This window comes from Streptomyces griseosporeus (assembly GCF_014656055.1).
Classification (GTDB): Bacteria; Actinomycetota; Actinomycetes; order Streptomycetales; family Streptomycetaceae; genus Streptomyces; species Streptomyces griseosporeus.
Genome location: NZ_BNBR01000002.1, coordinates 886,181 through 898,526, shown reverse-complemented (window position 1 = coordinate 898,526; position 12,346 = coordinate 886,181). Strand labels below are relative to the sequence as shown.

Genomic DNA, 12,346 nt, shown 5'->3' with positions numbered 1-12,346 from the left:
CGTCCGCACAATGGCGGCCGCACGGCAGGCGGACCGACGTGGGAAGGAAGGCCTATGCCCGAGAGCGCAGGCGGCAACGGAACGACGGACACCACCGGTGCGGCGGACACGGGCGACGGGGTGCATACGGGCGGCGGGGTGGGCGGTCCCCTCGCCGGGCTGCTCGTCGCCGACTTCGGGCGGGTCCTCGCCGCCCCCTACGCCACGATGCTCCTCGCCGACCTCGGCGCCGACGTGGTCAAGGTCGAGCATCCGGACACGGGCGACGACACGCGCGCGTGGGGACCGCCGTACGCGCACGGCGAGGCGACCTACTACCTGTCGGTCAACCGCAACAAGCGCTCCCTCGCGCTCGACCTGCGTAAGGAGCGGGACCTGCGCCGGGCCACCGAGCTGGTCCGCCGGGCCGATGTGCTGTTCGAGAACTTCCGGCCCGGCACCATGGCCCGGTACGGCCTCGACCACGCGCGGGCGCGCGAACTGAACCCCGGTCTCGTCTACTGCTCGGTCACCGGCTTCGGCGCCGGGGCGGGAGCCGGCCTGCCCGGGTACGACCTGCTGATCCAGGCCGTCGGCGGCCTGATGAGCGTGACCGGGCCGGCCCCGGGGCAGCCCGTGAAGACCGGCGTGGCGCTGGTGGACGTCCTGACCGGGCTGCACGCGGCGGTCGGTGTGCTGGCCGCGCTGCGCCACCGTGAGGCCACCGGCGAGGGACAGCACGTGGAGGTGAACCTGCTGTCCTGTCTGCTGTCCAGCCTGGTCAACCAGGCCGGCGGCTACACCCTCGCGGGCAGCGTGCCGGGGATCCTCGGCAACCGGCACCCCTCCATCGCGCCGTACGAGGTGTTCCCCGCCAAGGACCGGCCGCTGGTCGTCGCGGTCGGCAACGACCGGCAGTTCCGCGCCCTGTGCGAAGGGCTGGGGACGCCCGGGCTGGCCACCGACCCGCGGTTCGCGACCAACGCCGACCGGGTCGCCCACGTCGACGAACTCGCCGCCCTCCTGGGGGAGTCGCTGTCGGCACGGAACGCGGCGGAGTGGTTCGACCGGCTCACCCCGCTGGGCGTGCCCTGCGGACCGGTGAACGACCTCGCCCAGGCCTTCGACCTGGCCGACACCCTCGGCCTGCGCCCCCGGGCCCGCCTCGGCGGCCCGGACGGCACCGCCATGGACCTGGTCGCCAACCCGATCGGCCTCTCGCGCACCCCGCCCCGCTACACCCGCCGCCCGCCCCGCCTCGGCGAGCACACCGACGACCTCGGGGCCTGGCTGGACACGTGACTCTCCGTCACCGTGGCGGGCCGGTCGGCGCGCGGTTGTCAGTGCCGGGTGCGAGGCTGAGGTGAGGCAGACCCGCGAAAGGGAATCACCATGATCACCACTGACCTCGCGCCCGGCTCCCCCTGCTGGCTCGACCTCGGCGCCCCCGACGTCCCCGCGGCCGCGGCCTTCTACGGCGCGGTCCTCGGCTGGGAGTACCAGCCGATGGAGGAAGGGGGCGACGTCGAGGGCGGGATGTTCCGCAAGGACGGCAAGACCGTGGCCGGCCTCGGCAAGCTGACCGAGGAGGGGGCCCGCCCGGCCTGGATGATCTACTACACGGTCACGGACGCCGACGCCACGACCCGGGCCGTGGAGGCCGGCGGCGGCACCGTGCGCGTGGCGCCCCGGGACCTCGGCGAATGGGGCCGCATGGCGCAGTACAGCGATCCGCTGGGCGGCCAGTTCGCCGTGTGGCAGCCGGGCAAGCAGGCCGGTTTCGAGCTGGCCGACGAGCCGGGCTCCCTGTCCTGGACGGAGCTGTACACGAGCGACGCGGCCGCCGCGAAGGAGTTCTACGGCGGCGTGTTCGGCTGGCGGTTCAGCGACATGGAGATGCCGGGCGGCGGAGGCACGTACACCCTCATCACCCCCGCCGACCTCCCCGAGGAGCGCATGCACGGCGGCCTCATGCAGCTCCGCACCGAGGACCTCGCCCTGACCGGCGGCCGGCCGTACTGGCACCCCGTCTTCGCCGTCACCGACTGCGACGCGGCGGTCGCCGAGGTGACCGGCAACGGCGGCAGGGTGCAGATGGGACCGGACGACGCCGAGGGCGTCGGCCGGCTCGCCGTCTGCCTCGACCCCTTCGACGCGGACTTCGTGGTGCTCAAGCCGGCCGAGAGCTGACCCCGGCCACCCCCTCCCGCCCGGCGATGTCACACCCGGGCAGGCCCTCTCGTCCCTGAGAGGGAAGGACGTTGCCGGGAACGGGAAGGTGAGGGTGGTCATGCGGGTGTTCATGTCGGGAGGGACCGGGGTCCTGGGCCGGCGGCCGGTGCCGTGGGCCGGGGCCCGGAGAGACGTCTCGCGGCGCCAAGGCCTGTGGGCGGAGGCCGCATGACCGCGATGAGCACGCGCGCCGAGGAGTTCGAGGAGCTGCGGCCGCTGCTGTTCTCGATCGCCTACCGCGTCCTCGGCAGCGTCAGCGAGGCGGAGGACGCCGTCCAGGAGGCCTGGCTGCGCTACGCCGGAGCCGGCACGCGGCCCGCGTCGCCCCGCGCCTACCTGTCGGCCGTCGTCACCCGCATCGCCATCGACGTCCTGCGCTCGGCCCGGGTCCGCCGGGAGCAGTACGTCGGCCCGTGGCTGCCCGAACCGCTCCTCACCGACCCCTACGAGGACCCGGAGCGCTCGGCGGAGCTCGCCGACTCGCTGTCGATGGCGGCCCTGCTCCTGCTGGAGAGGCTCAGCCCGCTGGAGCGGGCGGTGTTCGTGCTGCGCGAGGTGTTCGGCTTCGGCTTCCCGGAGGTGGCCTCCGCGGTCGGCCGCTCGGAGGCGGCGTGCCGCCAGCTCGCGGTGCGCGCGCGGCGCCACATGGCGGAGGGCCGGCCGCGCTTCGAGGCGGACCGCCGGGAACGGGAGGAACTGGCGGCCCGCTTCTTCGACGCCCTGCGCGAGGGCGACGTGGACGCCCTGCGCGAACTCCTCGCCGCGGACGTGCAGATGGTCGGGGACGGCGGCGGCAAGGCCCCGCAGGCGTCCATGGAGCCCCTGGTCGGCCTGGAGACGGTGGCGTCGCTGCTCGTCGCCTTCTTCCCCAGACTCCCGCTGGTGGAGGTCACGTTCGAACGGCACGACGTCAACGGCCAGCCGGGCGCGGTGTTCAAGGACCGCGACGGCCGGGTGGTCAGCACCCTGACCGTCGACATCCTCGACGGCCGTGTCCAGAGCATCCGAACGGTGACCAACCCCGACAAGCTGGGCCACGTCGGCCCGGTCGCCGACGCCTGGGCCCTGGCCCGCGAGGCGGCCCGCGCCCTCGGACACCAGGCCCCGGCCGCAGACCCGGGATGATCCGAAAGACCGGCCCTGACGGCCTGCGCACCCGTCAGCCGCTGGTCAGGACGACGAGCTGCCGCGTCGCCCGCGTCATGGCGACGTAGCGGTCGACGGCTCCCGTGACGCCCTCACCGAAGCGCTCCGGGTCGACCAGGACCACCAGGTCGAACTCCAGGCCCTTCGACAGCTCCGGCGTCAGCGAGCGGACGCGCGGGCTGTCGAAGGGCGCCGGGGCGCCGATGACACAGGCGGTGCCCTCGGCGTGCCCGGCCAGCCACTCCTCCAGGACCGGCCGCAGGTCGGCGAGCGGCCCGTGCACGACCGGCAGCCCGTTGCTGCGGATGGAGACGGGCACGTTGGCGTCCGGCAGCGCCGCCCTGATCACCGGCTCGGCCTCCGTCATGATCTCCTCCGGCGTGCGGTAGTTGATGCTCAGCGACGCCATCCCGATCCGGTCCAGGCCGACCCGCGCCAGCCGCTCCCGCCACGACTCGGTGAACCCGTGCCGGGCCTGCGCGCGGTCCCCGACGATGGTGAAGCTCCGCGACGGGCAGCGCAGCAGCAGCATCTGCCACTCCGCGTCGGTCAGTTCCTGTGCCTCGTCCACCACGACGTGCGCGAACGGACCCGCCAGCAGATCGGGGTCGGCCGCGGCCACGACGGACTCGTCGACCAGGGAGTTCTGCATGTCCTGCCCGTGCAGCATGACCAGGACGCCCTCCCCGTCGTCGTAGGTGTGGGCATGCAGCAGGTCGTCGATGACGCGGCCCATCCGCTCCCGTTCCGCGGCGACCGCCGCCTCCTGCCGGCGCCTGCGCCGGGACGCCTGCGGATCGCCGAGCCGCTGCCGCGCCGCGTCCAGCAGCGGCAGGTCCGACACCGTCCAGGCCTGCGGGTCGGCGCGCTGGAGCCTGCGCACCTCCTCGCGGCTCAACCAGGGCGCGCACAGCCGCAGATACGCCGGGACCGACCAGAGGTCGCCGACCAGGTCGGCCGCCTCCAGCAGCGGCCACGCCCGGTCGAAGGCCGTGACCAGCTCCCGGTTGCGCAGCAGCGCCTTACGCAACAACTGCGGGGACACGTCGTCGCCGTCGTGCTTGTCCAGGAGGATCGTCAGCAGTTCCTCCCAGACCTGGTCGCGTGCGTCGTTGTGGGGCGTGCCGGGCTCCGCGGCCTCGAACGCCACCGCCCAGTCCTCGGCGCCGAGCCGGATCTCCGACCAGGGCGTGGTGACGGTCATCCCCTCGGCGGGCGGCTCCTCGTAGAAGCGGACGGCCGGCTCGATCGCCCGCACCATGTCGGCGGACGCCTTCAGCCGGGCCACCTCCGGATCGCTCTCGGGCGCGGCCGCGGCCCCCTCGGCGACCAGGTCGCGCAGGATGCAGGTCTGCACGCCCTCCTCGCCGAGGCTGGGCAGCACGTCGGAGACGTAGGACAGGTACGGCCGGTGCGGGCCGACGAAGAGCACGCCGCCGCGGCGATGGCCGAGCCGGGGGTCGGAGTGCAGCAGGTAGGCGGCGCGGTGCAGCGCGACGACGGTCTTGCCGGTGCCGGGACCGCCGTCGACGACGAGGGCACCGCGGGACCCGGCGCGGATGATCGCGTCCTGGTCGGCCTGGATGGTGCCGAGCACGTCCCGCATCCGCGGTGAGCGGTCGCCGCCGAGGCTGGCGATGAAGGCGGACTGGTCGTCGAGGGCGGCATGCCCGTCCAGTCCGTCGGGGGTGAACACCTCGTCCCAGTAGTCGCTGATCCGGCCGTCGGTCCAGCGGTAGCGGCGGCGGCTGACCAGGCCCATCGGGTCGGCGTGGGTCGCGCCGAAGAACGGCTCGGCCGCGGGCGAGCGCCAGTCGACGAGCAGCCGGCGTCCCTCGCTGTCGGTCAGGCCGAGCCGTCCGACGTACACCGGCTCGTCCGGGGTGCCGGCGCCGACCATACGGCCGAGGCACAGGTCCAGGCCGAAGCGGCGCAGCGTGCGCAGCCGGGCGGTCAGCCGGTGGATCTCGGCGTCCCGGTCCATGGCCTGCCGGCCCTTGCCGCCGGGGGCGCGGCGTTCGGCGTCGAGACGCGCGGTCAGCTCGGCGATGGACTCCTCCAGGCAGCGGGCGACGGCCGCGAGGTGCCGTTCGTCGGCGGCGATCAGGGCCGGGTCGGCCTTGGCGGCGAGGCGCTCGGGGAGGTCGAAGGCGCTGGTGGTCAGGGACTTGGGCATGGGCGGGCTCCGATGGGGGGAGGAAGGGGCGGGCGTGGTCAGCGGAGCGCGTCCGGCGGCAGCAGCGCGGTGGCCGGAGACCCGTCGTCCGGCGGGGCGCACCCCCGCGAGTCGACGCCGGGCGCCGGCAGCCGCGCCGCGGGCGCCCTCGTCGGTCCGGCGTCCGGGCGCGACCCGTCGGTCGGCAACAGCACACGCACGTCGCGTATCCCTCATTTCCGCAGATTCTGGCCGAGAAGCGGCCTGGAGCCCGTCATTCTGCGGGACGGAGGGGGCCTTGCCGCAAGCCCCCCGGTGCGCTATACCTTGAGAGTGGCAAGGAGTACGTGACTCCTTGCCTTCGCTGTTTTCGGCGCCCGTGCCCTCAGTGGCCGCTCGCCCCGGCTCCCCGGCGCACCCCCACCACCGCCAGCAGGGCGCCGATCACACACAGCGCCCCGGCGACCAGCACCGACAGGTGCACACCGTTCATGAACGCCTCATGGCTGCCGTCCAGGACGGCGGACCGCAGCGGGGCGGGCATCTCGCCGGAGACCGGGGCGACACCCATGGCCACCGCGTCCTTCGCCCGCGCGAGCCCGGCCGCCGCCTCCGCCGGCACGCCCGCCGAGGTCAGCTCGCCGGTGAGGGTGGAGCCGACCCGGCCGCTGATGATCGACACCAGCACGGAGGTGCCGAGGGCGCCGCCGATCTGCAGCGCGGTCGCCTGGAGCCCGCCCGCGACACCGCCGTCCCGCACCGGCGCGTTGCCGACGACGGCCTCGGAGGAGGACGCCATCACCATGCCGACGCCCAGGCCGAGGGCGATGAACGGCGGCCACATCAGGGCGTACGACGACTCCGCGCTCCAGCCGAGCATCACGAAGCAGGCGGCGCCCTGCAGCGCCATGCCCAGTGGCATCGTCAGCCGCGGCCCGAACCGGTCGGTCAGCGCGGCGCCCAGGGGCGAGGCCACGACCGAGGCGAGGCTGAGCGGCAGGGTGCGCACGCCGGCCTGCACAGGGGTGAAGCCGCGGACGTTCTGCAGGTAGAGCATGACGAAGAAGATCACGCCGAGCAGCACGAAGAAGTTCAGCGCGGTGATGACCGTGCCGATGGTCAGCGCGGGGCTGCGGAACAGGCGCATCGGCAGCAGCGGGGAGGCGACCCGGGTCTCGTACCGGCCGAAGACCAGCAGGAGCACGACACCCGCCGCGATGGAACCGAGGGTGCTCGCCGAAGTCCAGCCCCAGGTCTCGCCCTTGACGACACCGAAGACGACGGCGAGCAGACCGAGCGCCAGCAGGGCGACGCCGCCGATGTCGAACTTCTCGTCCGCGGCGGCGGTGTTGCGGCTCTGCGGCAGGACCAGCGCGCTGAAGACGAGCGCGAGGACACCGATGGGCGCGTTGATGTAGAAGACGGACTCCCAGGTGACGTGCTCGACGAGCAGTCCGCCGACGATCGGTCCGAGAGCGGTGGAGACCGAGGAGACCATCGCCCAGATGCCCACCGCCATGCCGAACTTGCGGGGCGGGAAGACGGCCCGCAGCATCCCGAGGGTGTTCGGCATCAGCAGCGCGCCGAAGAAGCCCTGGCAGGCGCGGAAGACGACGACGCCCTGGATGGAGCCGGACAGCCCGATGGCGACGGACGCGGCGGTGAACCCGGCGACGCCGACCAGGTAGAAGGTGCGGCGGCCGAACCGGTCGCCGAGCTTGCCGCCGAGGATCAGCGCGGCGGCGAGGGCCAGCAGGTAGGCGTTGGTGACCCATTGCAGGTCGGCGGTGGAGGCGTCCAGGTCGCGGCCGATCTCGGGGTTGGCGATCGACACGACCGAACCGTCCAGGCCGACCATGAACAGGCCGAAGGCGACGGCGATCAGGGTCAGCCACGGGTTGCCGCGCCGGCCGCGCGGCTGCGCGCCGGTCCCGGCGTGGGTCGGGGGAGCGGGGGAGGGGGTGGCCACGGAGGGCATGACGGTGGGCGTCCTTCGTCGGTCAGGGCGTACGGCGTAGGTCAGGCGGGCCTTGGCGCCGATGCGGCGTAAGGCGTAGGTCAGGGCCTACGGCCGGGGTCAGGGCCTACGGCCAGGGTCAGGGCGTACGGCAGGGCCAAGCCACTGCTGGGCAGGGCTGGAGCCGGGGAAGTGCGGGAAAGGGGCCGCGTGCTCAGCGGGCGGAGCGGCGGAGCCGCCGCTCCAGGGACGTCAGCGCGCCCAGGGCGGAGCCGAGGGCGTCCATCTCGCCGTCGGTCAGTGCGCCCAGCGCTTGCACGACGTGCGCGCGCATCAACTGCTGGACCTCGCCGATCCGCTGCCGTGCGGTGGCGGTGAGGTGCAGGTGCGCGACCCTCTTGTCGGACGCGTCGGGCCGCCGCTCCAGCAGGCCCTGCTCGGTCAGCTGGGTCACCAGGGCGCTGACGTTGTTCGGCTTCATCAGCAGGGCCTCGGCCGCCGCGCGGACGGTGACGCCGTCGTGCGTCTCGACGTACCGCAACAGGGCGAGCTGGGCCTCGGAGGGCTTGGCGTGCGGGTAGGTCAGGTCGACCTGTCGCTCCAGGGCCCGGGACAGCGCGGGCAGGCACGCCACGAGGCCGGCGGCCAGGTGGTCGAGGTCCTGCTCGGACGCGCTGTGCTGGGGCATGCCCGCCAGCATAGGTATGGCTGGATACCTATGTCAACATACCTACCTTGCGGCCCCGCCTCACCGCCCTCCGTGACAGGCCGATGGCAGCTCCGCGAACGCGTTGTTGCAGCGGCGGCCGGATCCACGCACACCTGCTCCGATGGACGGGAACACCAACGCCCAAGGAGGACGCGTGAGTTCGCCCAGACCCCGACCCGCCGCCCTGCCCCGCCGCACCCTCCTCGCGGCCGGTGCGGCGACCCTGCTGACCACGGCCGTCGCGGTGCGCCCGGCCGTCGCCGCGCCGTCCGCGGCCACCGCGCTCACCTGGTACGACGCGACCGCCGAGGCGATCGCAGCGGCGGGTGCCGCCACCCAGATCACCAACAGCCGCACCTGGGCCGTCGCCTGGCTCGCCGCCGCCCGCGCCACCCGGGCCGTCCCCGCCGGCGCCGGACACGGCACCTTCCGGCGGGCGGCCCTGTCCGGCGCCGTGCACCGCGCGCTGGTGACCCTGCTGCCCGGCCGGGCGGAGCAGCTGGACGCGACGCTGCGGCAGACCCTCGCCGCGCTTCCCGGCGGCCCCGCCCGGGAGCGCGGACTGAGCGAGGGGCGACGCCAGGCGGATCTCCTCCTGGCGGAGCGGCAGGGCGACGGCCTCGACCCCGCCTCGGTCGACGCGCCCTACCGGGTGAAGCCCGCCGCTCCCGGCGTCTGGCAGCCGACCCCGCCCGCGTACGCCCCGGCGGCCCAGTACGGCAACCGCCTCGCCACGCCCTTCCTGCTGCCGACGCAGAGCCGGTTCCGGCTGGGGCCGCCGCCGGCGCTGGACTCCCGGCGCTACGCCGAGGACCTGGCCGAGGTGCGGGCGTACGGCGCCGTCGGCAGCACCGTGCGCACCGCCCGGCAGACCGAGACCGCCACCTTCTGGCTCGGCTCCTCCCTCACCCTCTACACGCGGCCGCTGCGCGTGGCGCTCGCCCGCAGCGGCGAGGACGTCGCCGGCCAGGCGCGGCTCGTCGCCCTCTTCCACACGGCCTTGGTGGACACGCAGATCGCCACCTCCGACACCAAGTACGCCTACGAGCGGTGGCGTCCGGTCACCGCCCTGCGCACCGGCGCCCTCGACCCCGACCCGGCCTGGACGCCCCTGCACACCACCCCCGCCCACCCCGACTACCCGAGCGGTCACAACACGTACGCGGGCGCCGCCGAGACCGTGCTGACGGCGCTCACCGGACCCCGTACCGGCCCGTTCGAGCTGACCAGCCCGACCGCGCCCGGGGTGACGCGCACCTACACCGCCTGGCGGCAACTGTCGGCGGACAACACCGACGCACGCGTCTTCTCCGGCATCCACACCCGCAGCGCCGACGAGGCGGGCCTCGTCCTCGGCACGCGGGTGGCCCGCCACACCCTGCGGAACGCGGGTCCGCTGCTGGCGGCGCGGTAGGACGCCCGGGGCACCCCGCCAGGGGCCCCGGGCGCCGTCACAGCGCGCGGGCGGCGTACGCCCGTACGTCCGCGTCCGTGTCCGCCGTCGCCGTGGCCAGGGCCGCCCGGGCCTCGGCGGTGCCGCTGTGCCGGGTGAGGGACAGGACCGCGGCCTTGCGGACGTCCGCGTTCGGGTCGGCCAGTGCCTTGGCGAGGGCCGGGACGGCGAGGGCGGGGTCCGCCGCGGACAGGGCGGTCGCGGCGCCGGCCCGTACCTGCCACGCCGGGTCGGTCAGCGCCTCCTCGGCGCGTGCGGCCAGCGGAGGCGGGCAGCCGGCGGTGCCGAGGGACTCGTGGGCGGCGGCCCGTACCAGCGCGTCGGCGTCGTCGAGGAGCCCGGCGAGCGGCCACGGCTCCCCGGCGGACAGGGCCCTGGCCATCGCGACGCGGACCTCGCGGGACGGCTCGGCGGGCGCCGCCGCGGCCACGTCGGCGAGCGCGCCGACCGACGCCAGCGCCCGCACGGCCGCGATCCGCACCGCGCTGTCGGAGTCCGTCAGCGGGCCCGCGAACACCTCGGCGCTGCCGAGGCGCAGCGCCCGCAGCGCGTCCAGGGCGGCGGCCCGCACGACCGGGTCGGCCCCGCCCAGCGCGGCGCGCAGGCCGTCGCGCAGCGCCGGTTCCGGCGGGAGTGTCTCCACCAGCTCGCGCAGCGACGCGGCGGCGGCGGCCCGCACGCCGGCGTCGGCGTCGCCGAGCGCCCCGGCCAGGGCGGGACCGGTGCCCGGCGGCGCGCTCTCCGTCAGCACGGTGACGGCCGTACGCCGCACCGCGGGCTCGGGATCGGCCAAGTAGGGTCGCAGCGCCGGGAGTTCGGGGGTCTCCTCGGCCAGTGACAGCAGGGCGAGCAGGCGCGGGGCGGTGGGCGTGTCGGCGGCGTCGCCGGGGTGCGTGTCGCCCGCCGGGGCGGACGGGCGGGCGTCCCGTGCGACCGGCGCGGCCTCCCGCGGTCCCGCCGTCGCCACCTGCTCCGGCCGGATCTCCCCGAGCGGCCGGGAGGCGCCGCCGACCGGCTCGAACCCGTCCACCGGCACCAGGTACGGAGCCACCGGGCGTGCCGTGAACTCCATGGTCCCCGCGGGGGACTTGCGCAGGTCCAGGTGGTGGAACCAGGCCGCGTCGTCGCGCCGCGGATGGTCGACGCGCTCGTGGTAGAGGCCCCAGCGGGACTCGGTGCGGGCGAGGGAGGCCCGCGCGGCCATCTCCGCGCAGTCCCGGATGAACGTCACCTCCGCGCACCGCATCAGCTCGTGCGGGGTCCGCGCGCCCATCGCCGCGATGTCCTCGCGCATCCGCTCGAAGGCCTCCAGGGCCAGCGACAGCCGGGCGCCGGTCTTCGGCGGGGCCACGTAGTCGTTGACGAACCGGCGCAGCTTGTACTCGACCTGCGGCTGCGGCGGGCCGTCCGGGTGGCGCAGCGGACGGTAGACCAGCTCGTGCGCCTCCCGCAGCTGGTCGGCCGGCAACTCGCCCTCATAGGACCGGTACTGTGCCGCGTCCGCGCCCGCCAGGTCGCCGAAGACGAACGCGCCGATCATGTAGTTGTGCGGCACGCAGGCCAGGTCGCCGGCCGCGTACAGCCGGGGCACGGTCGTGCGGGCGTGGTCGTCGACCCGTACGCCCGAGGCCGAGTGGCCGCCGCACAGGCCGATCTCGGAGATGTGCATCTCCACGTCGTGCGTGCGGTAGTCGTGCCCGCGGCCCGCGTGGAAGGTGCCGCGGGTGGGCCGCTCCGTGGAGTGCAGGATCGACTCCAGGGCGGAGACCGACTCCTCCGGCAGATGGCTCAGCTTCAGGTACACCGGCCCCCGGTCGCTCGCCACCTCCGCCGCGAACTCCGCCATCATCTGCCCCGACCAGTAGTCGGAGTCGACGAACCGCTCGCCGTGCCGGTTGACCTGGTAGCCGCCGAACGGGTTGGCGACATAGGCGCAGGCCGGCCCGTTGTAGTCCTTGATCAGCGGGTTGATCTGGAAGCACTCGATGCCGGTCAGCTCCGCGCCCGCGTGGTACGCCATCGCGTAGCCGTCACCGGCGTTTGTCGGGTTCTCGTACGTGCCGTACAGGTAGCCGGAGGCCGGCAGGCCGAGGCGGCCGCAGGGGCCGGTCGCGAGGATCACCGCGCCCGCGCGGACCGTCACGAACCGGCCGGTGCGGGTGTGGAAGCCGGCCGCCCCCACGGCGCGGCCCCCGGCGGTCAGCACCCGCACCGGCATCACCCGGTTCTCGATCCGGATCCGCTCGCGCATCTCCCGCCGCCGCAGCTGCCGGTACAGGACCTTCTTGACGTCCTTGCCCTCCGGCATCGGCAGCACGTACTTGCCGGAGCGGTGCACCTGCCGGACCGCGTACTCGCCGTACTCGTCCTTCTCGAACTTCACGCCGTACGACTCCAGCCGCCGCACCATCGCGAAGCCGCGCGTGGCGGTCTGCCGGACGGTGGACTGGTCGACGATGCCGTCGTTGGCGCGGGTGATCTCGGCGACGTAGTCGTCCGGTTCGGCGCGGCCCGGCACGACCGCGTTGTTCACACCGTCCATGCCCATGGCGAGCGCGCCGGAGTGCCGGACGTGCGCCTTCTCCAGCAGCAGGACGTCCGCGCCGCGCTCGGCGGCGGTCAGGGCCGCCATGGTGCCGGCGGTGCCGCCGCCGATGACGAGCACGTCGCAGGAGAGTTCTTCGGCGTCGGTGAGGGCGGGGATCTCCACCAGAG

At 74.6% G+C, this 12,346-nt stretch carries 9 protein-coding genes; 4 read left to right on the top strand and 5 right to left on the bottom strand.

Translation table 11 applies throughout. The features are described 5' to 3' along the window. The first annotated feature begins 54 nt into the window (after window positions 1-54). The 3 genes from IE308_RS13070 (at window position 55) to IE308_RS13060 (ending at window position 3,336) form a co-directional block, all read left to right on the top strand. Window positions 55-1,281: a CaiB/BaiF CoA transferase family protein gene (locus IE308_RS13070; RefSeq protein WP_190218020.1), complete on the top strand. Its 1,227-nt coding sequence runs from the start codon at window positions 55-57 to the stop codon at window positions 1,279-1,281. Between the two features lie 90 nt (window positions 1,282-1,371). Then, a complete protein-coding gene (locus tag IE308_RS13065) occupies window positions 1,372-2,169 on the top strand; it encodes a VOC family protein (protein WP_110626539.1) in 798 nt (265 codons plus the stop codon). 210 nt (window positions 2,170-2,379) lie between these two features. Further along, on the top strand, window positions 2,380-3,336 hold the full coding sequence (locus tag IE308_RS13060) for an RNA polymerase sigma-70 factor (protein ID WP_229908853.1): 957 nt from the start codon (window positions 2,380-2,382) through the stop codon (window positions 3,334-3,336). A gap of 34 nt (window positions 3,337-3,370) precedes the next feature. Here IE308_RS13060 and helR read toward each other — a convergent pair whose 3' ends face one another. The 4 genes from helR to IE308_RS13040 all read right to left on the bottom strand — a co-directional run bounded on the left by helR (window position 3,371) and on the right by IE308_RS13040 (window position 8,157). Further along, window positions 3,371-5,533: an RNA polymerase recycling motor ATPase HelR gene (gene helR / locus IE308_RS13055; protein ID WP_190218019.1), complete on the bottom strand. Its 2,163-nt coding sequence runs from the start codon at window positions 5,531-5,533 to the stop codon at window positions 3,371-3,373. A gap of 38 nt (window positions 5,534-5,571) precedes the next feature. Next, the gene (locus tag IE308_RS13050; RefSeq protein ID WP_190218018.1) at window positions 5,572-5,733 is read right to left on the bottom strand and encodes a hypothetical protein; all 162 of its coding nucleotides are present in this window, start codon (window positions 5,731-5,733) and stop codon (window positions 5,572-5,574) included. A gap of 164 nt (window positions 5,734-5,897) precedes the next feature. After that, a complete protein-coding gene (locus IE308_RS13045) occupies window positions 5,898-7,490 on the bottom strand; it encodes an MFS transporter (protein ID WP_190218017.1) in 1,593 nt (530 codons plus the stop codon). 193 nt (window positions 7,491-7,683) lie between these two features. Continuing rightward, window positions 7,684-8,157, bottom strand: a complete 474-nt coding sequence (locus tag IE308_RS13040; protein ID WP_190218016.1) for a MarR family winged helix-turn-helix transcriptional regulator — start codon at window positions 8,155-8,157, stop codon at window positions 7,684-7,686. 175 nt (window positions 8,158-8,332) lie between these two features. Between IE308_RS13040 and IE308_RS13035 the strand changes: the two genes are divergently transcribed. Continuing rightward, window positions 8,333-9,592, top strand: a complete 1,260-nt coding sequence (locus IE308_RS13035; protein ID WP_229908852.1) for a vanadium-dependent haloperoxidase — start codon at window positions 8,333-8,335, stop codon at window positions 9,590-9,592. 37 nt (window positions 9,593-9,629) lie between these two features. On the opposite strand, the gene IE308_RS13030 is transcribed toward IE308_RS13035, so the two are convergent. Beyond that, window positions 9,630-12,341 (bottom strand): fumarate reductase/succinate dehydrogenase flavoprotein subunit, encoded by a 2,712-nt coding sequence (locus IE308_RS13030; protein WP_190218014.1) that lies wholly within the window; start codon window positions 12,339-12,341, stop codon window positions 9,630-9,632. Window positions 12,342-12,346 lie beyond the last annotated feature (5 nt).